This is a genomic window from Streptococcus sp. HMSC076H09 (assembly GCF_001811765.1).
GTDB classification, from domain to species: domain Bacteria; phylum Bacillota; class Bacilli; order Lactobacillales; family Streptococcaceae; genus Streptococcus; species Streptococcus agalactiae.
The window spans coordinates 270,411-294,982 of the sequence record NZ_KV806614.1 but is presented as its reverse complement, the minus strand read 5'-3'; the positions used below and the strand labels follow the sequence as shown (position 1 = coordinate 294,982).

The 24,572-nt window shown below is 34.0% G+C and carries 22 protein-coding genes; 18 read left to right on the top strand and 4 right to left on the bottom strand.

What is annotated here, in order from left to right:
- The first annotated feature begins 159 nt into the window (after positions 1–159).
- From HMPREF2818_RS08450 to HMPREF2818_RS08420, 7 genes are all read left to right on the top strand, one after another.
- Positions 160–1,698, top strand: coding sequence for an LPXTG cell wall anchor domain-containing protein (locus HMPREF2818_RS08450; protein WP_001043077.1), 1,539 nt, complete (start codon positions 160–162; stop codon positions 1,696–1,698).
- A gap of 176 nt (positions 1,699–1,874) precedes the next feature.
- Positions 1,875–3,419 carry a peptide chain release factor 3 gene (locus tag HMPREF2818_RS08445; protein ID WP_000174832.1) on the top strand — a complete coding sequence of 515 codons (1,545 nt, stop codon included), beginning with the start codon at positions 1,875–1,877 and terminating at the stop codon, positions 3,417–3,419.
- A gap of 85 nt (positions 3,420–3,504) precedes the next feature.
- Entirely contained in the window at positions 3,505–3,885 is a 381-nt protein-coding gene (locus HMPREF2818_RS08440) for a PH domain-containing protein (RefSeq protein WP_000510900.1), read from the top strand.
- Between the two features lie 193 nt (positions 3,886–4,078).
- Positions 4,079–4,813 (top strand): ATP-binding cassette domain-containing protein, encoded by a 735-nt coding sequence (locus tag HMPREF2818_RS08435; protein WP_000582852.1) that lies wholly within the window; start codon positions 4,079–4,081, stop codon positions 4,811–4,813.
- Positions 4,806–5,468 carry a methionine ABC transporter permease gene (locus tag HMPREF2818_RS08430; protein ID WP_000569759.1) on the top strand — a complete coding sequence of 221 codons (663 nt, stop codon included), beginning with the start codon at positions 4,806–4,808 and terminating at the stop codon, positions 5,466–5,468. Before HMPREF2818_RS08435 ends, HMPREF2818_RS08430 begins: the two co-directional genes overlap by 8 nt.
- 15 nt (positions 5,469–5,483) lie before the next feature.
- On the top strand, positions 5,484–6,314 hold the full coding sequence (locus HMPREF2818_RS08425; RefSeq protein WP_000735514.1) for a MetQ/NlpA family ABC transporter substrate-binding protein: 831 nt from the start codon (positions 5,484–5,486) through the stop codon (positions 6,312–6,314).
- Between the two features lie 234 nt (positions 6,315–6,548).
- Positions 6,549–8,135, top strand: a complete 1,587-nt coding sequence (locus tag HMPREF2818_RS08420) for a degradosome RNA helicase CshA (RefSeq protein ID WP_000673088.1) — start codon at positions 6,549–6,551, stop codon at positions 8,133–8,135.
- Positions 8,136–8,319: 184 nt separating this feature from the next.
- Here the strand turns inward: HMPREF2818_RS08420 and HMPREF2818_RS08415 are convergent, their stop codons facing one another.
- Both HMPREF2818_RS08415 and HMPREF2818_RS08410 read right to left on the bottom strand, forming a co-directional pair.
- Positions 8,320–8,586 (bottom strand): GIY-YIG nuclease family protein, encoded by a 267-nt coding sequence (locus tag HMPREF2818_RS08415; RefSeq protein ID WP_000598736.1) that lies wholly within the window; start codon positions 8,584–8,586, stop codon positions 8,320–8,322.
- The gene (locus HMPREF2818_RS08410) at positions 8,579–9,343 is read right to left on the bottom strand and encodes a tRNA1(Val) (adenine(37)-N6)-methyltransferase (RefSeq protein ID WP_000567423.1); all 765 of its coding nucleotides are present in this window, start codon (positions 9,341–9,343) and stop codon (positions 8,579–8,581) included. The genes HMPREF2818_RS08415 and HMPREF2818_RS08410 overlap by 8 nt, the downstream gene beginning before the upstream one ends.
- A gap of 134 nt (positions 9,344–9,477) precedes the next feature.
- Here HMPREF2818_RS08410 and HMPREF2818_RS08405 point away from each other — a divergent pair, with 134 nt between their 5' ends.
- From HMPREF2818_RS08405 to HMPREF2818_RS08385, 5 genes are all read left to right on the top strand, one after another.
- Positions 9,478–10,218 (top strand): lysophospholipid acyltransferase family protein, encoded by a 741-nt coding sequence (locus tag HMPREF2818_RS08405; protein ID WP_000500220.1) that lies wholly within the window; start codon positions 9,478–9,480, stop codon positions 10,216–10,218.
- A gap of 97 nt (positions 10,219–10,315) precedes the next feature.
- Complete coding sequence (locus tag HMPREF2818_RS08400; RefSeq protein WP_000461744.1) at positions 10,316–10,969, top strand: helix-hairpin-helix domain-containing protein; 654 nt, start codon at positions 10,316–10,318, stop codon at positions 10,967–10,969.
- Positions 10,953–13,190: a DNA internalization-related competence protein ComEC/Rec2 gene (locus HMPREF2818_RS08395; RefSeq protein ID WP_070508731.1), complete on the top strand. Its 2,238-nt coding sequence runs from the start codon at positions 10,953–10,955 to the stop codon at positions 13,188–13,190. Before HMPREF2818_RS08400 ends, HMPREF2818_RS08395 begins: the two co-directional genes overlap by 17 nt.
- 125 nt (positions 13,191–13,315) lie before the next feature.
- Positions 13,316–14,125 (top strand): Cof-type HAD-IIB family hydrolase, encoded by an 810-nt coding sequence (locus HMPREF2818_RS08390; protein WP_000153219.1) that lies wholly within the window; start codon positions 13,316–13,318, stop codon positions 14,123–14,125.
- A gap of 10 nt (positions 14,126–14,135) precedes the next feature.
- A complete protein-coding gene (locus HMPREF2818_RS08385) occupies positions 14,136–15,080 on the top strand; it encodes a LacI family DNA-binding transcriptional regulator (RefSeq protein ID WP_000200825.1) in 945 nt (314 codons plus the stop codon).
- A 58-nt stretch (positions 15,081–15,138) separates the two neighbouring features.
- On the opposite strand, the gene HMPREF2818_RS08380 is transcribed toward HMPREF2818_RS08385, so the two are convergent.
- Positions 15,139–16,131: an alpha/beta hydrolase fold domain-containing protein gene (locus HMPREF2818_RS08380; RefSeq protein WP_000800994.1), complete on the bottom strand. Its 993-nt coding sequence runs from the start codon at positions 16,129–16,131 to the stop codon at positions 15,139–15,141.
- Positions 16,132–16,306: 175 nt separating this feature from the next.
- On the opposite strand from HMPREF2818_RS08380, the gene HMPREF2818_RS08375 reads away from it, so the two are divergent.
- The 6 genes from HMPREF2818_RS08375 (at position 16,307) to HMPREF2818_RS08350 (ending at position 23,308) form a co-directional block, all read left to right on the top strand.
- Positions 16,307–17,035: a class I SAM-dependent methyltransferase gene (locus HMPREF2818_RS08375; protein WP_000468965.1), complete on the top strand. Its 729-nt coding sequence runs from the start codon at positions 16,307–16,309 to the stop codon at positions 17,033–17,035.
- 53 nt (positions 17,036–17,088) lie between these two features.
- Positions 17,089–18,126 (top strand): DNA polymerase III subunit delta, encoded by a 1,038-nt coding sequence (holA, locus tag HMPREF2818_RS08370; RefSeq protein WP_000560292.1) that lies wholly within the window; start codon positions 17,089–17,091, stop codon positions 18,124–18,126.
- A gap of 79 nt (positions 18,127–18,205) precedes the next feature.
- The gene (gene sodA / locus HMPREF2818_RS08365) at positions 18,206–18,814 is read left to right on the top strand and encodes a superoxide dismutase SodA (protein WP_000974723.1); all 609 of its coding nucleotides are present in this window, start codon (positions 18,206–18,208) and stop codon (positions 18,812–18,814) included.
- A gap of 337 nt (positions 18,815–19,151) precedes the next feature.
- Entirely contained in the window at positions 19,152–20,003 is an 852-nt protein-coding gene (gene licT / locus HMPREF2818_RS08360; RefSeq protein WP_000584610.1) for a BglG family transcription antiterminator LicT, read from the top strand.
- Entirely contained in the window at positions 19,996–21,864 is a 1,869-nt protein-coding gene (locus HMPREF2818_RS08355) for a PTS beta-glucoside transporter subunit IIBCA (RefSeq protein WP_000170531.1), read from the top strand. The genes licT and HMPREF2818_RS08355 overlap by 8 nt, the downstream gene beginning before the upstream one ends.
- 16 nt (positions 21,865–21,880) lie before the next feature.
- Complete coding sequence (locus tag HMPREF2818_RS08350; protein ID WP_000215677.1) at positions 21,881–23,308, top strand: glycoside hydrolase family 1 protein; 1,428 nt, start codon at positions 21,881–21,883, stop codon at positions 23,306–23,308.
- Between the two features lie 68 nt (positions 23,309–23,376).
- Here HMPREF2818_RS08350 and HMPREF2818_RS08345 read toward each other — a convergent pair whose 3' ends face one another.
- Positions 23,377–24,471, bottom strand: coding sequence for a CdaR family transcriptional regulator (locus HMPREF2818_RS08345; RefSeq protein WP_000776699.1), 1,095 nt, complete (start codon positions 24,469–24,471; stop codon positions 23,377–23,379).
- Positions 24,472–24,572: the final 101 nt, after the last annotated feature.

Here is a 24,572-nt window from a genome sequence, read left to right as displayed (position 1 = left end):
TTATCTAGCTATTAAAAAATAAATAGCTGGATAATGTTTTTCATTTTTAGCTATTTTTATGATTGACCGCTAATTATTAATCTGCTAAGATATAGTACGTAATAAAAACTTAACCGGTTAATTATTTTTGAAATATATTTTTTCTGGAGGAAAATAGTAATGAATAAATCATTCAATACCAAATTAGGTTTGGTAACTGTAGCGGCATTATCAGGTATTGTATTAACGTCTCAATTACCTGTGAACGCTAAAGCTGAGACACCAGTAATGGCAGCAAGTGCACAACAAGGTTTCCGTTTTGTAGCAACCGTTGTAGATAGTCAGACGCGTGTCTTGCCGGGAAAATTGGTAACTTTGTCAGAGGTGACAAGTGGTCAGCCTAAAATTATTGCAAGTGTGAAAACGAATGATGCCGGACAAGCTATTTTTAATAATCTCCCTATAAAACGTAACCTTAGTGTGTCTGTTGATGGACAAGTAAAAGGATATACTATTCGAACTGACGTAGCAGGCTCTAGTAAAGCAGCTAGTTTTACAGCAACAGGAGTAGGGACAAATGAGCCAACGTATTCAAAAAAAACCATAGACATTACAGTGAGAGACCAAAATGCTGAACCTGTTTCAGGCAGGACAGTTACCTTAAAAACACAAGCTGGTCGTGAGATTGCTAGCTTGGTTTCTGGTGACAATGGATTAACTCGCTTTACTGATCGTTTACTAGATGGAACATTCTACCAATATTTTGTTGATGGGAAAAAAATTGGTGATATTGTACCTGGAGAATCAAGAAGTGCATATGTTAATGTTGCACCTAAAAAAGATTATTTTACCTTTACAGTCACTGCTTTAGATAAAGATGGACTTGTTGTTAAAGGAAAAGAAGTAACGTTGACTGATATTACTGATGGTAAAGCAGTAGCGCTTGCTTCTTTAAAAACGAATGATAATGGACAAGCTATCTTTACCAACCTACCATTATCAAGAAATATCAGTGTTTCAATTGATGGAAAATCAAAGGGCTATACTATTCGAACTGATGTAGCAGGCTCTCATAAAGCGGCTGCATTCTATGTAGATGGTAAAGGTACCAAAGCACCTCAATTTAGTGCAGAAGCAGCGGTTGTAACTGTTTACGATGCTAATGGAAATACTATAGCAAACCAAGAAGTGACATTAACTAATTCAAATGGGACAATTGTTGCAAAAGGTTTGACTGAAAAAGATGGCAAAGCAAGGTTCGCCAATAAATTAATGGCAGGAACGTTATACAATATTTTTGTAAATGGGATTGAGATGCCTAAAACTGCCCTTGTTGGTAGTGATGTCAGTGTTTTTCTAACAGATAAACAAATTAAGAAAGAAAAAACTGTTACTCCTGATAAATTGGATAAAGAAATGAACCAAGAGAAGGAAAAGGAACTCTTAGATACTCCAAAACCAATACCACCTACTTCGAAACCAACAGCACCAATTAAAAATAAAAAGGACGATTCCCCTAAGAAGTTCACGAAAAGTCAATCTTCTAGTTTGAAGTCAAGTGTTAAGGCTATAGGTGCTAAGCCAAAAGCTATGACAGCCTTAGCTAAAAAATTGCCTAAAACTGGTGATCAAGCCATTAGTATTTTAACTTTGGTTGGTTTTATTGTAACAGGGTTAGCGATTATGTTAGGCTTCCTTAAAAAATCACGATCAAAATAATTTATTTTAGAAGCTTGGGTCTTTAGACACAGGCTTCTCTTCTTTCTTCGGAAATAGATTGAACTTGAAGAATGTTGTTAAATTCGCTATAATAATAAAGTTATAGACAAGATTATTGTTTCAGTTGAGACTACTGAAAATAATACTAAGAAATGGATAAAAGCTAAGGATTGAATATGACATTACAAGACGAAATCAAAAAACGCCGTACTTTTGCCATCATCTCTCACCCGGATGCTGGTAAGACGACTATTACTGAGCAACTATTATATTTTGGTGGTGAAATTAGAGAAGCAGGGACAGTAAAAGGGAAAAAATCAGGTACTTTTGCAAAGTCCGATTGGATGGATATTGAAAAGCAACGTGGTATCTCTGTTACTTCATCTGTTATGCAATTTGATTACGCGGGTAAACGTGTTAATATTTTGGATACACCTGGACATGAGGATTTCTCGGAAGATACATACCGGACCTTAATGGCTGTGGATGCAGCTGTCATGGTTGTAGATTCGGCTAAAGGTATTGAGGCTCAAACTAAAAAACTTTTTGAAGTTGTTAAGCATCGTAATATTCCGGTTTTTACGTTTATTAATAAATTGGACCGTGATGGACGTGAGCCACTGGATTTGCTTGAAGAGTTAGAAGAAGTACTAGGTATTGCTTCTTATCCAATGAATTGGCCAATTGGTATGGGGAAATCATTTGAAGGGCTTTATGATTTACATAATAAACGTTTAGAACTCTATAAGGGAGACGAGCGTTTTGCAAGTATTGAAGACGGTGATCAGCTGTTTGCCAATAATCCATTTTATGAACAAGTCAAAGAAGATATTGAACTTCTTCAAGAAGCAGGTAATGACTTTTCAGAACAAGCGATTCTTGATGGTGACCTAACTCCAGTATTCTTTGGCTCTGCCCTTACGAACTTTGGAGTTCAGACTTTTCTTGATACTTTCTTGGAGTTTGCTCCAGAACCTCATGGTCATAAGACTACAGAAGGTAATGTTATTGACCCCTTAGCTAAAGATTTTTCAGGTTTTGTCTTTAAAATTCAAGCTAACATGGACCCACGTCATCGCGACCGCATTGCTTTTGTTCGTATTGTTTCTGGTGAATTTGAGCGTGGTATGGGAGTTAATTTGACACGCACTGGCAAAGGCGCTAAGCTCTCCAATGTTACTCAATTTATGGCAGAATCACGAGAAAATGTGACGAATGCTGTTGCTGGGGATATTATCGGGGTTTATGATACAGGAACTTATCAAGTTGGGGATACCTTAACGGTTGGGAAAAATAAATTTGAATTTGAACCATTACCAACTTTTACCCCAGAATTATTTATGAAAGTATCAGCAAAAAATGTTATGAAGCAGAAATCATTCCACAAGGGTATTGAGCAATTAGTACAAGAAGGAGCAATTCAGCTTTATAAGAATTATCAGACAGGCGAATACATGCTGGGTGCTGTGGGTCAACTTCAGTTTGAAGTTTTTAAACATCGTATGGAAGGTGAATACAATGCTGAAGTTGTTATGACACCAATGGGTAAAAAGACTGTACGTTGGATTAACTCAGACGATTTAGACGAACGCATGTCTTCAAGCCGAAATATTTTGGCAAAAGATCGTTTTGACCAACCAGTTTTCCTATTTGAAAATGATTTTGCACTTCGCTGGTTTGCTGATAAGTATCCTGATGTGAAGCTTGAAGAAAAAATGTAAAATTTAAAGTCACTCAAATTTGAGTGACTTTTTAAGTTTTTTAGACTAAAATAGTTATAATACATAGAAAAGATTGGAGATTAACATGGGAATTTTTTCGGGATTAATGGGAAATGCTTCACAAATGGATACCGATAAAGTCGAGAATCAGTTATCTGATATTCTGATTTCAGATGAACAGGTTGATTTAGCTTATACCTTAATTCGTGATTTGATTGTTTTTACTAATTATCGTTTAATTTTAGTTGATAAACAGGGGGTGACAGGTAAAAAGGTTTCTTATAATTCTATACCTTATGCTTCTATATCACGTTTTACAGTGGAAACTAGTGGTCATTTTGATTTAGATGCTGAGTTAAAGATTTGGATATCATCAGCAATAGAACCAGCAGAAGTACTTCAGTTTAAGAACGACCGTAACATAGTGAGTATACAGAAAGCTTTGGCGATAGCTGTTTTAAAATAAACAATTTAGCAAGTGTTGCTACTAAGAGTTATTTGTTTTAATTATAACTTTTAATAGTGCTAAATTCTCATTTTCAAAATAAAAGTAGTGATTTTTATCACTGCTTTTATTTTGAAGTATAGTAGGCCTCAAGCATATATTTTGAAAACGCTGTATTTTTTTGATAAGATATTTTTTTGAGGAGTATTAAATAATGATAATAGAATTAAAGAGTGTTGGAAAAATTTTTCCAAAATCACAGTTTAGATTAGATGATATTTCTTTTAATATAGAAGAAGGCGAGATAGTTGGTCTGATTGGTTCTAATGGTACTGGAAAGAGTACTATTTTGAAGATGATTAATGGCTTAATCCCTTATGATAAAGGAAATATTTATTATCAAGGAAAAGAAGTGAAGTCTTTTTCTGATAATAAGTTACGTCAGATGCGTAAAGATATTGCTTATATTTTTCAAAATCATAATTTGTTAGTAGGAGAAAGTGTATATTATCATCTAGCTTTAGTTTATAAATTAAATCATCAAAAAGTAAATCATGACGCAATTAATGATATCTTAGATTTTTTAGGTTTGATGGATTTAAAACAGGTGAAATGCCATAGTTTGAGTGGTGGGCAGCAACAAAAAGTTGCAATTGCTATGGCTGTTTTGCAAAAACCGAAACTTATTCTATGTGATGAGATCAGCTCTGCCTTAGATACTAATAGTGAAAAAGAGATATTTAACTTGTTGTCTGATCTTCGTGAAAAATATGGCATCTCTATCTTGATGATTGCTCATCACCTATCTCTTTTAAAACAATATTGTGATCGTGTAATGATTTTGGATCACCAGACTATTGTAGATACTGTTGTTCCAGTGAAAGCAACTCTGAATCAATTAGAGTCAAACTACGTAGATCAAGTAAAGGAGTTTTTGTTACATGATTGAGATTATTGAAAAACATGGCGAAGGTATCTTAAAATCATTTTGGGAAACCAATTTAATGTTAGGGTTAACCTTGATTCTTTGTTTTCTAATTGCTTTTCCAACAGGTATTTTATTGTTTTCATTGAGAAAGTCTTACTTGATTAAACATTCTTTAGCCTATCAACTATTAAATTTATTTTTAGGTACGTTACGGAGTGTCCCTTTCCTTATTTTTATTTTTATCTTAATCCCTCTCAATCGATTAATTTTTGGGACCTCATTTGGAACGATAGCGGCAATCTTACCTCTTACTTTGGTTTCAGTCAGTTTGTATGCACGTTATGTGGAACAAGCTTTATTAAATATACCTCAAGTTGTTGTTGATCGAGCTCTCAGTCTAGGGGCTAACAAGAGACAGATAATTTATTATTTTTTAATCCCCTCCATCAAGATTGACCTTGTTTTATCATTTACTGCAACGGCTATAAGTATTCTTGGCTACTCGACAATAATGGGAGTTATTGGTGCAGGAGGTTTGGGTGAATATGCCTATCGTTTTGGCTATCAAGAATATGACTACCCAGTTATGTACTTGATTGTTGTCTTATTTATAATATATGTGTTTATCTTACAGAGTTTGGGCTATTTTATAGCAAACCGCTACTCAAGAAAATAAAAGAAAAGAGGAACTATGAAAAAATTACTTTCCCTAACATGTCTAATCATGATGTCTTTATGTTTAGTGGCATGTACTAAGCAAGCAATGTCGTCTAAGCAAATTAAAGATAAGAATAGTAAAGAAAAAGTGATTACTGTTGCAACTTACAGCAAACCTACATCTACCTTTTTAGATTTGGTTAAAGATAATGTAAAAGAAAAAGGATATACTTTAAAGGTTGTCATGGTCTCTGACTATATTCAGGCTAACATTGCTTTAGAAAACAAAGAACATGATGCTAACCTTTTACAACATGAATTTTTCATGAGTATCTTTAATAAGGAAAATGATGGTCATCTAGTGTCAATTACACCAATTTATCATTCATTGGCTGGTTTTTATGGTCAACATTTGAAAAATATTGCCGAGCTTAAAGACGGTGCTAAGGTAGCGATTCCGTCTGATCCTGCCAATATGACTAGAGCTCTGCTTTTATTGCAAGAAAAGAAACTTATCACCTTAAAGAATACGTCCAAAAAGACCAAGGCTATCGAAGATATTCTTACTAACCCTAAAAAATTACGAATTGAACCTGTAGCATTACTTAACCTCAATCAGGCCTATTTTGAATATGACCTTGTCTTTAATTTCCCTGGATATGTGACAAAAATCAATCTAGTTCCTAAAAGGGATAGATTATTATATGAGAAAAAACCAGATATCCGTTTTGCAGGTGCCTTGGTAGCTCGTGAAGATAATAAAAATAGTGATAAAATAAAAGTACTTAAAGAAGTACTAACAAGTAAAGAGATTCGTCACTATATCACTAAGGAGATTCCAAGTGAAGCAGACGTTGCGTTCTAGATAGATAAACTATGAACCCTCCTTCTTTATAGATGGAGGGTTTTTATTGCCTTTTTTCTATTTTCTGAAGCAACTAATAGAACTAGCAATTTATGAAAGCGTGTTATTTATTAGATTGACCTTATTTTATATCTTTTTACTTTTAATTGTGTTACACTAAGTAGGTTGTCAGAAAAGATAACTAATAAAGGTTCATAAGGCAGCTTCGCACTGTCTTTTAGAAAAGAGAAACATTTGAAATTTACAGAACTTAACTTATCGCAAGATATTCTTTCAGCGGTAGAAAAAGCAGGCTTTGTAGAGCCATCACCAATCCAAGAAATGACTATCCCACTTGCTCTTGAAGGCAAAGATGTCATTGGTCAAGCGCAGACAGGTACAGGAAAAACTGCAGCTTTTGGGTTACCAACTTTAAATAAAATTCATACTGAAGATAATACTATTCAAGCACTTATTATTGCTCCTACACGTGAACTTGCAGTACAATCACAAGAAGAATTGTTCCGTTTTGGACGCGATAAAGGTGTTAAGGTCCGCTCTGTTTATGGTGGGTCAAGTATTGAAAAACAAATCAAGGCATTACGTTCAGGAGCACACGTTGTTGTTGGAACTCCAGGTCGATTACTTGATTTAATTAAACGTAAAGCACTTAAACTTAATCACATTGAAACTCTTATTCTTGATGAAGCAGACGAAATGCTTAACATGGGATTTTTAGAGGACATTGAAGCAATCATTAGTCGTGTACCAGAAGCACGTCAAACTCTTTTATTCTCAGCGACAATGCCTGATCCAATCAAACGTATCGGGGTTAAATTCATGAAAAATCCTGAGCATGTTAAAATTAAAGCAACTGAATTAACTAATGTGAATGTTGATCAGTATTATGTTCGCGTTAAGGAAAATGAAAAATTCGATACTATGACACGTTTGATGGACGTTGATCAACCAGAATTGTCAATTGTCTTTGGACGTACGAAACGTCGTGTAGATGAATTAACTCGTGGACTAAAATTACGTGGTTTCCGAGCAGAAGGAATTCATGGAGACTTAGATCAAAATAAACGTCTTCGTGTTATCAGAGACTTTAAAAATGACCATATTGATATTCTTGTTGCCACAGATGTTGCTGCGCGTGGTTTAGATATTTCAGGCGTTACACATGTTTACAACTATGATATTCCCCAAGATCCAGAAAGTTATGTTCACCGTATTGGACGTACTGGTCGTGCTGGTAAATCTGGTCAATCTATCACTTTTGTTTCACCAAACGAAATGGGATATTTGACAATTATTGAAAACTTAACTAAAAAACGTATGACTGGAATGAAGCCTGCTACTGCAAGCGAAGCATTTCAGGCTAAGAAAAAAGTTGCATTGAAACGTATTGCACGTGACTTTGAGGATCAAGAATTAGTTTCTAAATTTGATAAATTTAAAGCCGATGCTTTGGAATTAGCAACTCAATACACACCAGAAGAACTTGCTCTTTATGTCTTAAGCTTAACAGTTCAGGATCCAGAATCGTTACCAGAAGTTGAAATCACACGTGAAAAACCATTACCATTTAAACCATCAGGTGGTGGCTTTAAAGGTAAAGGTGGACGAGGAAATGGCCGTGGTGGCGATCGTCGACGCAATGATCGTGGTGATCGTCGTGGAAATCGCGACCGTGATGATCGTGGTGGTCGTCGTGATTTTAAACGTCGTGATGATAAGTTCAAGAAAGATAATCGTTGTCAAGAAAATAAAAAACCTCATAAAAACACTTCAAGTGAAAAACAAACTGGATTTGTTATTCGCAATAAAGGCGATAAATAAGAGGATTACGAAAAAGGAGTTGCTGAGCGACTCCTTTTTTATTTTTTGTAAGATAAAGCGTAGATAGTGATATCCATAAAATTGCCTTATAACTTTAAGAATGAAGACAAAAGGTTAAAGTGAGGTTGAAATTTAAAAGTTAAAGAAGCGAGGATAGGCTCATTACACTTAGTATATTATCGTATTATTGTTCATTTTTATGTTGTTTAATATAAGTCAATTTTGCTTGCCGAGTCTTTTGTTTAAATAATGCTTCTGCCCTCATTGCTTCTTGTTTGCTATTAAAAGCTTCAGAATAAAGAAGTTTTACTGGCAATCTCGCACGAGTATATTTAGCACCTTTTCCAGTATTGTGTGTATTGAGACGGCGCTTGACATCTGTAGTATAACCTGTATAAAGTGTTCCATCTGAACATTCTAAAACATACATATAAGCAGGAACTTTAATCATGAGATTTTCCGTTTTCCCCGAAATATATATCAAAAATAGTCTCAGTATAGTCTCCATTATCTTGATGAACAACAAGAGGAGGAAGTATTTTCATACCTTCTGTCGAGCCATCTTTAATAGCTTCAATTAAAAGCATATTAGCATCTTTTCCTAATTTTGGATAAACAAATTGGATACGTTTAGGTGCTAAATTGAACTGACGCATCGTATCAATAATTTCAAGGAAACGGTCTGGACGATGTACCATAGCGATACGTCCTTTTGTTTTTAGAGCATGTTGAGCAATTTGACAAATTTCTCTAAGGTTTGTTGTTATTTCGTGTCTTGCAAGGAGATAATGCGGGCTTAGATTTTTTTTAGAGGTTTCGCTTGCTTTGAAATAAGGTGGATTGCAAAGCATTAAATCAACGTTTGAACGTTGAACATGATCAAGAAGATTTTTTAAATCATCATTAATCATAGTAACCTGTTTTTCCAATTTATTAAGCTTAATCGAACGCTTAGCCATATCCGCAAGGCGCTCTTGTAGTTCGATCTCTATAATTGTCGCATTTGTTTTGGTGCTGGCAAACAAACCGACAGCACCATTACCACTGCATAAGTCAACGATAAGACCACGAGAAGGAAGTTTAGGGAACCGAGACAATAAAACACTATCTATGGAGTAGGAAAAAACTTCTTTGTTTTGGATGATTTTGACATCAGTTGAAAAAAGCTGATCAATGCGTTCATTTTCTTTTAAAATTGTATCTATCATAGGCTTATTATAGCAAAATTACAGCTTCCTAGCACTAGTTTTGAAAGTGTGGAGGTTGTTTTTAAGATAATTCTTCCTAAAAAAAAGGAAGCATGATAAAATAGAAGTTACTTGATGAAAGGTAGAGGAGAAACATGTTCTATACTTACTTACGTACTTTAGTTATGTTCTTGATTTGGGTGGCTAATGGTAATGCGCACTATCATAATGAAGATAAAATGTTAAAAGATGATGAAAATTATATTTTAGTAGCTCCACACAGAACATTTTGGGATCCTGTGTACATGGCTTTTGCTGCTAGACCCAAACAGTTTATTTTTATGGCCAAAAAAGAATTATTCACGAATCGTTTGTTTGGTTGGTGGATTAAAATGTGCGGTGCTTTCCCTATTGATCGTGAAAAGCCAGGGCAAGATGCTATTCGATATCCTGTAAAGATGCTGAAAAATAGTAACCGTTCTTTGGTGATGTTTCCGAGTGGAAGCCGCCACTCCAAAGATGTCAAAGGAGGCGTAGCTGTTATTGCAAAAATGGCAAAAGTCAGAATTATGCCAGCAGCATATAGAGGTCCTATGGTTTTTAAAAATCTATTAAAGGGGCATCGTGTTGATATGAATTTTGGTAACCCTATTGATGTTTCTGATATTAAGCGTATGGATGCCGAAGGGATTGCAGAAGTATCTCGTCGTATTCAGGAAGAATTTGATCGTTTAGATAGAGAAAATGAAACTTATGATGATGGTAAGAAATTAAATCCATTGACTTATATTTATCGTCTACCTTTAGCAATTATAGCTATTGTCTTGCTTGTCCTAACTCTAATTTTTAGTTATTTAGCAAGCTTTGTGTGGGATCCACAAAAACATCTAAAATAAGTGTTACATGGAAACTATTTACTTTTTAGTAAATAGTTTTTTGTTTTTAATAGGAAAATCTCTTTAGTTACGAATAAGTAAATGGAGGAATATTTTTATGTTTGAAATAGTATTGGAAAAAATTAAATCGCATAAATGGGAGACAACAGGAATTATTGTAGGACTCTTATTATTTGGAATTTTGGGTTTAAATCATTTTGGCACTCATCATAAAGAAGACAATTTAAATATCAATTTAGAGAAAAAAGTATCAACTATAACAGAAAAAAAGGTACCAATGATTAGTCACGTCAAAGATAAAGTATCTAATCAAGTAACGGTTGACGTAAAAGGGGCAGTCAATCATCCAGGTGTTTATAGTTTGCCTTCTCAAAGTCGTGTAACAGATGCGATTAAGCGTGCAGGTGGACTAAGCAATCTCGCTGATAGTAAATCCGTTAATCTAGCACAGAAATTACAAGATGAGACGGTTATCTATGTTGCTCAAAAAGGTGAAAAAATAACTGTTGTGGAAGAGGAGAAAGCAAATAATATCGCCACTCAGGGAAATAGTAAGGGGAAAATTAATCTTAATAAAGCAGATTTATCAAGTCTTCAGACCATATCAGGCGTTGGAGCTAAAAGAGCTCAAGATATTTTAGATTATCGTGATAGTCAAGGTGGTTTTAAAACTATTGATGACCTCAAAAACGTATCAGGTATTGGTGAGAAAACACTAGAAAAATTACGTCAAGATGTTACAATTGACTAAGTATTTTCCTCTAAAACCTATTTATTTAGCATTGTTGGTCTTCCAAATTTACTTACTAGTGTTTTCTTGGACAATGCTTGGTTGTGCCTTTCTTTTATTTACTTTTATTTTTCTGATTTATCAATATGATCGTGAAACTATTTTTAAAACAATAGCAATAGTAATTTTTTTCTTATTTTATTTTTTATGGCAAAATCACAATATGAATGTCCAATATCAAAGAGTACCGAATCATATTAGCCAGATTAAAGTGCGTATTGATACTATTTCTATCAATGGTGATGTTTTATCATTCCAGGCAGATGCTTCAGGTAACACTTATCAAGCTTTTTATACATTAAAAAATAAAAGTGAGAAAGATTATTTTCAAAATCTTGATAATAATATAATGATAATTGCAGATATCAAACTTGAAGAAGCAGAGGAGAGAAGGCATTTTAATGGCTTTGATTATCGTCAGTATTTAAAAAGACATGGAATTTATCGTATCGCCAAAGTGACAAAGATAAAACAGATACGCTTATTTCAACATAGGTCTTTCTTTGATCTTATGTTTAAGTGGCGTAGAAGTGCAATTGTTATTAGTCAAACTTTTCCAAATCCTATGCGTCACTATATGTCAGGGCTTTTGTTTGGATATCTAGATAAGACCTTTGATGACATGTCCGATTTATATAGTAGTCTAGGTATTATACATTTATTTGCTTTGTCAGGTATGCAAGTAGGTTTTTTTCTCGGTATTTTTCGTTATATCTGTCTACGTATTGGCTTACGTCTAGACCATGTTTGGTTACTTCAAATACCATTCTCGCTAATTTATGCTGGTTTAACAGGCTTTAGTATCTCAGTCGTTAGGGCACTTATTCAATCTTTATTATCACATAGCGGTGTCAAGAAAGATGAGAACTTTGCTCTCTGCTTGTTAATTTGTCTTATCTCTCTCCCCCACTCACTTTTGACTACGGGAGGAGTTCTTAGCTTTGTTTATGCTTTTATACTTACGATGACCTCCTTTGATCATTTTTCGAGTATAAAAAAAGTAGCTATCGAATCTTTGACAGTCTCTGTAGGAATTCTTCCCATACTAACCTACTATTTTTCGGGTTTTCAACCAATATCAATTATATTAACAGCACTTTTATCTTTTGCATTTGATATTATATTTTTGCCTTTATTAACTGTTATATTTGTCTTATCGCCTATCGTTAAATTAGGTTGTATTAATAGTTTGTTTGAAATCCTAGAAGTGTTATTAAAATGGACTGGGCAACTTTTTCCAAGGCCACTTATTTTTGGAAAGCCCAGCCTTTTTCTTTTAATAGTCATGATTATAATTTTGGGATTACTTTATGATTATTATCATTCTAAATGTTTTCGTTATTGCTCCCTTCTTATTATCTTTACCTTGTTTTTTATCACTAAGAATCCAATTACTAACGAGGTTGCGATTTTAGATGTTGGACAGGGAGATAGTATTTTAGTGAGGGATTGGTTAGGAAAAACAATTTTAATTGATACTGGGGGAAGGGTGAGATTTGAACAGCCTGAAGAATGGAAACAAAAAGTAAATCAGTCTAATGCTGAGAGAACGCTCATTCCTTACTTGAAAAGCAGAGGTATTAGCAAGATAGATGATTTAGTGATAACTCATACCGATACAGATCATATGGGGGATATGGAAGTTATCTCAAAGCATTTTAAAGTTGCACGTTTGATTACAAGTTCAGGTTCTTTAACGAATTCGCAGTACGTTAAGCGTTTATCAAAGATAGGTGTAGCGGTAAAATCTATAGAAGCCGGTGATAAACTTGCTGTCATGGGAAGTTATTTACAAGTACTTTACCCATGGCACAAGGGTGATGGAAAAAATAATGATTCAATTGTTTTATATGGACATTTATTAGGAAAAGGCTTCTTATTTACCGGTGATTTGGAGGAAGAGGGAGAAAAGCAGTTATTAGAAGCTTATCCTAATTTATCAGTAGATATCCTTAAAGCAGGACATCATGGTTCTAAGGGCTCATCAAGTCTATCCTTTCTGAAAAAGTTGTCTCCTAGTGTGGTTCTAGTGTCAGCTGGTAAAAATAATCGTTACCAGCATCCTCATCAAGAGACTTTACAAAGGTTCCAAAAGATTAAAAGCAAGATTTTCCGAACGGATCAATCAGGTACAATTAGGCTAACAGGATGGTGGAAGTGGCATATTCAGACAGTTCGTTGATTTCTTAAAATGATTGCGTATCTGTTAAATACAATCTATTTTTCGCAAGAATTCAGTAATTTTAAGCTTGACATGGAACGGGTTCCAGCATTTATACTGATTTCAGAAGAAGAGAGGTATTTTTTATGACTATCAAACGTATTTTTTGTGACATGGATGGTACACTATTAAATAGTGAAGGACAAGTGAGTAAAAGTAACGCTACCTTAATACGTGAGGCAGCGATTCCAGTAACTTTAGTGTCTGCTAGGGCACCTATGGAAATGAAGGATGCCGTAGATGCACTTCAATTAGGAGGAGTCCAAGTTGCTTTTAATGGAGGATTGATTTATAGAATAGGAGATAATAATCAAGTTCTACCTATTCATACACAAATCATTAAAAAAAGCACAGTAAAACAATTGCTAAGAGGAATACGGTTTCATTTTCCTCAAGTTAGTTTATCTTATTACGATCTTAATAACTGGTATTGTGATAAAATAGATGAAGGAATCCGATACGAACATAGTTTAACTCAACAATGCCCAACGTTTATTCATAATGAGGATCAGTTTTTAGAAGGTCACACAAATACTTTTAAAATTATGATGATTACTTTCGATGAAGCAAATATGCTAGAATTAGAAAAATATCTTCAAAGTTTGGAGTTACCAGAAATCACTATTCAACGTTCAGGTAAAGCGTATCTTGAAATTACACATCTCTTAGCCAAAAAATCTAAAGGAATTGCTTACATCCTTCAAAAAGAGCAGTTAGCTAGAGAAGAAACGGCTGCATTTGGAGATGGACATAATGATTTGCCTATGCTTGAAATGGTAGGTTACCCTATTGTTATGGATAATGCTTTTGATGATATCAAAGCGATAGCATATCAACTAACTAAGTCTAATGATGAAGACGGAGTGGGATATGGGATTCAAAAATTTTTAAAGTAGGAGTCTTATAATGACAAGTATTAGTGATATAGCTAAAAAGGCAGGTGTTGCTAAATCAACAGTTTCCCGTGTTATCAATCATCACCCACATGTTTCTGATGAGACACGACAAAAAGTAATGGCTCTTATCACCGAATTGGATTATATACCAAATCAACTAGCGCGGGATTTAAGTCGAGGCAAAACACAAAAAATAGGTGTCGTCATTCCCCACACGCGCCATCCTTATTTTACACAATTAATAAATGGCCTATTAGATGCTGCTAAAACTACCGACTATCAACTTGTTATGATGCCTTCAGATTACAACAAAGAATTAGAACTTTCCTACTTGAAACAGCTCAAGATGGAAGCTATTGATGCTTTAATATTCACTTCAAGAGCAATTAGCCTCGATATTATTGAAACTTATGCAAAATATGGACGAATAGTAGTTTGTGAAAAATTGCAGGAATATAATCACCTATCCTCTGCTTACCTTGATCGCTATTCTTCATTTCTAGAGGCGTTTTCTGATATGAAGTTACGAGGTTTGGAGCACTTAGTTTTATTATTTTCAAGGAATAATGAATCCTCTGCTACCTATCAATCCGCATTATTAGCTTATCAAGAGGTCTATGGGCAACTATCCTCTCCATATATGGTAGTTGGGAATGTTCATGACTTTAATGAGGGACTAAATTTATCTTATCAATTGGTAAAAGAAGTTAGTATAGATGGTATATTAGCTACAAGTGATGAAGTCGCGGCAGGGCTAATAAAAGGTTATGAAGAAAGTAGGAAAAAACGTCCCTATATTATTGGTCAGGAATGTTTATTAGTTGGGCAACTTTTGAAACTCCCAACAATTGACCACAAATCCTATTATTTAGGGAAATTAGCTTTTAAACAGGCTTTAGCTGAAAAGATTAGTCAAGAAGTTTTATTCTCAGAGTTTTTATCTCAAGACAATTAGTCATTCAAAAGTAATAGAAAAAAGGTTTCCAACTAAACTTGATTGGAAACCTTTTTATTTAATGATTGATAATTTTAAGCATTTGTTTGAAAGCAGTCTCTGCTTCAGGAATCGGTAAGACTGGATAAACGTGGTTCATTTTTTGGCCAACGATATAGTGGTGTTTAATGTTTTCTTTTGCTAATTTTTGATGTAATAATTGATTATCGGGGTAGAAAATATCGTGCGTTCCTATAAAAAATGATATTGGAGCCATCTTGTTAAATTGGCTACTGTAAAGAGGACTAACTTGAGGATTTTTAAAATTCTTTTTTCCATTTGCCCAGTAAGGAGCTACTTGTTGTAATTGCCAAGCTTTAAGAAGGGGATCTTTTTTTTGAACTTTTTCAATCTTTGGATTATTAGTAGCAATATCTAACCATGGTGATATTAAAATAATTTCTTTTGGTTGTTTGATATGCTCCGTGACAAGGTTATCAGCAAGACCTAAAGCAAGGCCTCCGCCTGCACTTTCACCTACTAGGATAATCTGTTTGTGAGATGTGACGCTAGCTAATGTATTTTGGTATAATTTTTTAATTTTGGGGATAGCATCACTATAATTATATGTAGGAGCTTTAGGGTAAATAGGAAAGACAACTTTTGCATCTAATTTTTTAGCTAGTTTATTGACAAAAATATATTGTAATTCGGAAGCTTGATGGATATATGATCCTCCATGAACATAGAAGATAACCTTTTGCTTAGGATTATTTTTATCATTCCAAGTGAATGTTTGCATGCCATCAGTAGCGGTAATTTCTACCTTTTCATTATTTAATGCCTGAGGAATGTCTACAGGAAGAACATTACGTTTAGCTACCTTAGTTAAGTAATTTTGGTATTCTTTAATGGTTTGAGGCTTAATCTGATTTACCACAGGTAGAGTTTTTTCAATAGTATTGCTAGTTAGGGATCTTTTTTCAACAATATGCGTGTAAGCATATGCTCCCGTAAAAATGACAAAAAAGATTAGAAGTAGTAGTACAATAAGTTTTCGATAGTTTTTCATGATTATCCTTTTGTAATTGAGCTCGTCATGCTAAAAATGATTAGTTGTTATTCTATAATAAAGTAGATACGAAAACAAGAAAATAATGCTATAAAATTTCAACCTATTATAATTTTTTGCTGATAGTACGTATTAACCTTTAATTTGCTAAAATAGAAGAGAGGAGAGTGTTATTATGTTTCACAGAGAAGATTTTTCAAAAGCATTATTAAAAAAAGCTTTGCAGCCCGGTATGAGAGTTATGGATATTGGTTGTGGTAGTGGGGAATTAACGCGTTTGGCTGCTGATATCGTTGGTAAAGAAGGTGATGTTGTAGGAATTGATATTAATGAGCAACTTTTATGGCAAGCTAGACATGATAATGGCTATGCTAATGTTAGTTATCAAAACGCAGATTTAGCAGCATTTTCCTCCTTTGAAACAAAAAGTTTTGATGCTATTATTGGACGTCGTGTATTAATGTATCAAAAAAATCCAAAGAAAGTAATAGAAAGTTTAACACCTTTGTTAAAGCAAAATGGTTTTTATGTTTTTCAAGAAAGTGATGCAATGTGTTTAGAACTAGCTAAGCCTAGCTTTGTAAATATGAATAAAATACAATCACTAATCTGGCAAACTGTTGAGAAGGAAGGAGGACACATTCATATTGGAAGTCAACTTGAGCAATTAATGTTAGAAGCAGGCTTAATCGTTGACCATTTTGTATCAGAAAATGTCATTCAAACGTCACAAACTGGTACAGATCTATCTTGGCTACTAAATATCATGAAAGAAAGAATACAAAAATATAGTGACCTTCAGGGGTTAGAAGATGTCAATTTACAAAAAGAATTAGAAGAGAATAATGACCATTTTATCCGAGATTGTCAATTTGGAATTATTTCTCATAGAGTTGATGAATGATTTTAAGTATTATTTGACACCTTGAAAAGTTTCCTTATGGTATAATAAGGAATATGATTGCGATTGAAGAAATTGGGAGAATTACCCCAGATAATTTAGGGTTAGTAACTGTTTTAGCAGGAGAAGATTTAGGGCAATATGCTCAGATGAAAGAGAAGCTATTTCAGGTAATTGGATTCAATAAAGACGATTTAGCCTATTCTTATTTTGATTTAAGTGAAGAAGACTATCAAAATGCGGAATTAGACTTAGAAAGTTTACCTTTTTTATCAGACTATAAGGTTGTTATTTTTGATCAGTTTCAAGATATTACGACTGATAAAAAAACTTATTTAGATGAACAAGCAATGAAGCGCTTTGAAGCCTACTTGCAGAATCCTGTAGATACTACGAGACTTGTTATTTGTGCCCCAGGAAAACTTGATGGAAAACGTCGACTTGTAAAGTTATTGAAACGTGATGCTCGTGTTTTAGAGGCTAATACTTTAAAAGAATCAGATTTAAAGACGTATTTTCAAAAATATGCTCACCAAGAAGGATTAGTTTTTGAAGCAGGCGTTTTTGATGAGTTATTGATTAAGTCTAACTATGATTTTAGTGATACTTTAACGAATATCGCTTTCTTAAAGTCATATAAAACAGACGGTCATATTTCGTCTAATGATGTTAGAGAGGCTATCCCTAAAAGCCTGCAAGATAATATATTTGATTTGACTCAAGATGTCTTACTTGGTAGGATAGATTTAGCGCGTGATTTAGTAAGAGATTTACGTCTACAAGGCGAAGACGAAATCAAATTGATTGCAATCATGTTAGGACAGTTTCGGATGTTTTTGCAAGTTAAAATATTGGCTAGTAAAGGAAAGTCAGAGAGTCAAATTGTTTCTGAACTATCCCATTACATAGGACGTAAAATCAACCCTTATCAAGTAAAATTTGCTGTCAGGGATTCTAGAAACCTTCCCCTCGCTTTTTTAAAAGAAGCGATTAGGATTTTAATTGAGACTGACTATGCTATTAAAAGAGGGACTTATGATAAGGATTATCTCTTTGACTTAGCCTTATTAAAAATTGCTCATAAAAAGCCCTAATTAAAGAAACAAAAGAGTTGAAAGCTGTTCCAAATTCCTATAGAATAAGGGTAATAATAGATGAAAAGAGGATTTCGACATGGCAATTATTTTACCAGATTTACCCTATGCATATGATGCGCTTGAGCCACATATTGATGCTGAGACAATGACACTACATCATGATAAGCACCATGCAACTTATGTTGCTAATGCAAATGCTGCTCTTGGGAAACATCCTGAAATTGGAGAAGACTTAGAAGCGCTCTTAGCTGATGTTTCTCAAATTCCAGAAGATATTCGTCAGGCAGTCATCAATAACGGTGGTGGACATCTTAACCACGCTCTTTTCTGGGAATTGATGTCACCAGAAGAAACTCAAATTTCACAAGAGTTATCTGAAGACATTGATGCAACTTTTGGTTCATTTGAAGACTTTAAAGCTGCTTTCACAGCAGCAGCAACAGGACGTTTTGGTTCAGGTTGGGCTTGGCTTGTTGTTAATGCTGAAGGCAAACTTGAAGTGCTTTCAACTGCCAATCAAGATACTCCAATTATGGAAGGTAAGAAACCTATTTTAGGGCTTGATGTATGGGAGCATGCTTATTACTTAAACTATCGTAATGTTCGTCCTAACTACATCAAAGCTTTCTTTGAAATTATTAACTGGAATAAAGTAAATGAACTTTACCAAGCTGCTAAAGCTTAATAAAAAACGAGTCGATAGGCTCGTTTTTTTATTATTCTAAAAGTTGATAATGTTTTTTAAAAGTCTAGAAGTCCAAACTCAGATAAAACTAGAACAGTCCTATTATCTTCAACTAAGCGAATAAGTTTATTGAAAGCGCTTGACAAGATTAGTAAGAAATGATAAAATTAAGACGTTTTCAGGTGTTATTATTTAAGGTAAGCAAGCTGATAACAGATAAAATTGCATAATAAAGGATGTTATCACATTTTGTGAGCAGGGACCTATTCAACGACGACTTTTTGTTGTGTCTTGGATGGGTCATTTTTTATTGTGCGAGTGAAGGACTAGGACTTTAATGATTATAAAACGCGTATTAAATCATAATGCAGTCATATCAGTAACACATCAAGGATTAGATGTGTTACTGATGGGGAAAGGAATTGCATTTAAGAAAAGAATAGGTGATAGGATTAATAGCGATGCTATTGAGAAGTCATTTGTTTTAAAAAATAGTGATAACATGAACCGTTTTACGGAGTTATTTATTACTGTTCCAGAAGAAGTAGTTGCATGTTCAGAACGAATTATCAACCTAGGTAAAATCAAATTGGGTAAGAACCTAGATGAAATTCTTTATATCAATTTGACAGATCATATTCATTCGGCTATTGAAAGACATGAACAAGGAATGGTTATCCAAAATCCACTAAGGTTGGAAATCCAGCGTTACTATCCTGATGAATACTCCATTGGGATGAAGGCTCTGGAACTTATAAAGGATGAATTGGGTATTTGTTTAACAATTGATGAGTCAGCTTTTATTGCTATGCACTTTGTAAATGCTGGATTGGATAATCCGTTTAATGAAGCGCATAAAATCACTGAGATTGTATCTTACATTGAACAGAAAGTAAAAACAGATTTTCGAACAGAACTAGATGAAAGTTCAATTGATTATTATCGTTTCATGACACATACCAAATTATTTGCTCAACGTGTTTTATCAGGAATGAAATACGAAGATGATGATGCTGATTTACTTTTAGTAGTTAAGAAAAAATATCCGAGAGAATATAAATGTGTTAAAGAGATCGGCAACAATATGGCTATCCAATACCAATATCAACTTAATTCAAGTGAACTCCTATATCTGACGGTGCATGTTAAACGATTAGTTAAAAATTTAAAGGAGATATCAGATGACTAAATACCAAGAGACTGCTAAAGCTATTTTCGCAGCAGTAGGGGGAGAAAAAAATATTCAACACGTAACCCACTGTGTGACACGATTACGATTAGTTTTAGACAATGATGAAATTGTCAACGATCAGGTTATTAAAACTATTCCGAATGTTATCGGTGTTATGCGTAAAAATGATCAATACCAAATTATTTTGGGAAATGATGTCAATAATTATTATAATGCTTTTTTGACCTTAGGTCATTTTGAAAATACTACCAGAGAATTTTCATCACAAAAAAAGAGTTCAATACTTGAGAAATTAATTGAAACGATTGCAGGAGTCATTACGCCGCTTATACCTGCTCTTCTAGGAGGAGGTATGCTCAAGGTTATAGGTATTTTGCTCCTTATGCTCGGTATAGCAAGCTCTAGTTCTCAAACAGTAGCTTTTATCAATTTTTTTGGTGATGCCGCTTATTATTTTATGCCAATAATGATTGCTTATTCAGCTGCGTCACGATTTAAAGTTACACCTGTATTAGCTGCTACAGTAGGAGGGATTCTCTTACACCCTGCTTTTGTGACAATGGTAGCTGAAGGAAAACCATTATCTTTATTTGGAGCTCCGGTTACACTGGCTAGTTATGGTTCTTCTGTTATTCCAATCTTAATTATGGTTTTTCTTATGCAATATATTGAGAGATGGATTAATAAAATTGTTCCTAGTATAATGAAGAGTTTTTTACAACCGACTTTGATTATTCTCATTTCTGGCTTTTTAGCTTTAGTGGTCGTGGGGCCACTGGGGGTAATTATTGGTAAAGGATTGTCTAGTGCAATGCTTTCGATTTACCATGTGGCACCATGGTCAGCTTTAGCTATTCTTGGTGCTATTATGCCATTGGTTGTTATGACAGGAATGCACTGGGCATTTGCTCCAATATTTTTAGCTGCTTCTGTTGCGACACCAGATGTTTTGATTTTACCAGCAATGTTAGCTTCTAATTTAGCTCAAGGTGCAGCTTCTTTTGCTGTTGCAGTTAAGGCTAAACAAAAACAAACACGTCAGGTGGCCTTTGCAGCAGGTTTATCAGCACTACTAGCTGGTATCACAGAACCTGCACTTTATGGTGTCACACTGAAATTCAAGAAGCCTTTATACGCTGCAATGATATCAGGTGGTTTAGTAGGAGCTTATATTGGATTAGTTAATATTGCTTCCTATACATTTGTAGTACCATCTATTATTGGTTTGCCACAATACATCAATCCACAGGGGGGCAATAATTTCAGTAATGCTGTTATTGCAGCAATAGCTACTATTATTTTGACTTTCATTATTACATGGTTCTTGGGAATTGATGAAGGAGAAAACGAAAAAAGTAGTATTAATGCTCAAGAGCACACACATATTAGAAGTGGTTTATCAAAAAAAGAGACATTGTATTCACCTATGGTAGGCAATGTATTACCTTTATCTAAAGTACCCGATGAAACATTTTCATCTAAATTACTAGGTGAAGGTTTAGCAATCACTCCTAGTGTGGGTGAAGTTTATGCACCATTTGATAGTGAAATTATAAGTTTATTTCCTACAAAACATGCCATTGCCTTAAAGGATGATAAGGGAGTCGAAGTGTTAATCCATATTGGAATAGATACTGTAGAACTAAATGGAGAAGGTTTTGAACAATTGGTCAAAGTTGGCGATTTTGTTAAACGAGGACAGTTACTTTTGCGAATGGATATTGATTTTATTAGTTCAAAGGGGTATTCTCTTATTAGTCCGGTTGTAGTTACAAATTCAATTGACCAACTTGAAATTATCGTTAAAGACGAAGAGACAATGGTTACAAATGAAGATGATTTACTTGTAATTCTTTAAAAGGAAGGATGATAATATGACGGTTTTTCCTAAACATTTTCTATGGGGAGGTGCAGTTGCTGCCAATCAGGTAGAGGGTGCATTTAGAACAGATGGCAAAGGTTTATCTGTACAAGATGTACTTCCAAATGGTGGTTTAGGCGATTTCACCGCCAAACCTACTCCAGACAATTTGAAGCTAGAAGCAATTGATTTTTATCATAACTATAAAAATGATATAAAACTGTTTGCAGAGATGGGCTTTAAAGTTTTTAGAACCTCTATTGCCTGGTCTCGAATTTTTCCAAATGGTGATGATAGTGCTCCAAACGAAGCTGGCTTACAATTTTATGATAATTTATTTGACGAGTTGCTTAAATATAATATCGAGCCCTTGGTTACCTTATCTCATTATGAAACACCGCTTCATCTTGCAAAGACCTATAATGGTTGGGCTGATAGACGTTTGATAGCATTTTTTGAGAAATTTGCTCAAACAGTCATGGAGCGTTATAAAGATAAGGTAAAATATTGGTTAACTTTTAATGAAGTGAATTCTATTTTACATATGCCTTTCACCAGTGGTGCTATTATGACCGACAAATCACAACTAAGTCCTCAGGAGCTTTATCAAGCTATTCATCATGAATTAGTAGCATCGGCTAGAGTGACAAAATTAGGGCGTTCTATCAATCCTAATTTTAAAATTGGTTGTATGATTCTGGCTATGCCAGCTTATCCTATGACATCTGATCCAAGAGATGTCCTGGCTGCAAGACAATTTGAGCAACATAATCTGCTATTTTCAGATATACATGTCAGAGGTAAATATCCCACTTATATTCAGTCCTATTTCAAAAATAATGGTATTAAAATTAAATTTGAAGAAGGAGATGAGGAAGTATTGGCACAAAATACAGTAGATTTTCTATCGTTTAGTTACTATATGAGCGTGACACAAGCTTATGACTTTGAAAATTATCAAAGTGGTCAGGGAAATATCCTTGGAGGCCTGACTAATCCTCATTTAACAACTTCAGAATGGGGATGGCAAATCGATCCCATCGGGCTACGCCTAGTCTTAAATCAGTATTATGAACGTTATCAGATTCCGTTGTTTATTGTAGAAAATGGATTGGGAGCAAAAGATCAATTGATAGAAACACTAGACGGTGATTATACTGTCGAAGATGATTATCGTATTGATTATATGAATCAACATTTAGTTCAAGTTGCTAAAGCTATTGAAGATGGCGTTGAAATAATGGGATATACATCTTGGGGGTGTATTGATTGTGTATCCATGTCTACAGCTCAACTAAGTAAACGTTATGGTCTAATATATGTTGATCGAAATGATGATGGAACAGGGAGTCTACAACGTTACAAGAAGAAGTCATTTGGTTGGTACCAAAAAGTGATTAGGACAAATGGTCAATCATTGTTTGAACATCATAACAGATAACATGTTAAACAACTAGTCTCTGTTTCAATTTAATATAAAAAGGAGTATCCATAGGTTACTCCTTTTTATTATAATTTATGAAGGTTAATATCTTCTGATTTAAGTGCTAGATACAATAAAGTTGCATCCTTAAAGTTTCTTGGGTTGAGTTGCGTTGATTCATAAATCTTATTTAACCTATATTGAACAGTATTTTTATGGATAAAAAGTTCCTGACTACATTCTTTTAATGATAGATTATGCTTAAAATATGAGTTAAGCAAGATCTTATCATTTTCAGATAAGTTTACAAGCGCTTTATTTAGCACATATTGTTTAATATTAGAATCAATACTTGTTAATAACAGTTCAAGATCAAGGTCGTCGACGAGGTTGACCTTTTGTTGACCTTTTAAAGCTTTCAGGGCTAAGATAGACGTTTCATATGATCTTTTTAAAAGTGATAAAGATGATTTTTGTCCGATACCAACTTTATAGAGGCCCTTTTTGCATTCAAACTTTGATAGGATATTTGGATAATAATAGTCAAACATCTGGTCAGAAAGTAAAAGCCAGTATTGATTGGGATAATTAAAGGTATAAATAGCAGTGTCAAGTTTATCAAAAAAGTTCAAGAGTGACATTTCAGATTGACTTAAGAGTAATTTTTGTTTTTGACTATTGATTTCAAAAGTGAGTAGACGATAGTCAGTTTTTTCTGATAGGTGGTATTGGTTTAAAAATTGATTGAGGTAATAGTAGTCTAACTCTCTGCCTTCAACAAGATGATGTAAGACAATAGAAGCTTCGTTTTTTCGCCCGAAATCCAGATAATCTAATTCATGCTCTTTTAAGATGAGTCGAGTCATTTTTTGAGCAAGTAAAGCATATTTTCCTACTTGGTTGGGGTTTCCACTAATCCCAATAGTAGCTAATAATTCACAATTATAATAGAAAGGAATATTGATCCCTGCTTGTGTCCCAAAATAAGATTCTTGATCTGTTACTTCAATCATTTGTCCTGTCTGTGCTACTTTTAAACCAATTTCATGGAATTCTCCAACACGTTTTGGATTGGTACTAGCGAAAATGATTCCTTTGGTATTAATAAAATTAATATCTTGTTGACAAACATCTTTGATAGAGGTAACGATTTGTTGTGCGAGTTGTTTTCTTAATTTCATTCAGCTTACCTTTTGTTATATATAACAAATATCATATCATAAAAACGCTAACATTTGTTCTATAGTCTATATTTTTTGTTATTTGATTTTGTTACTATAAT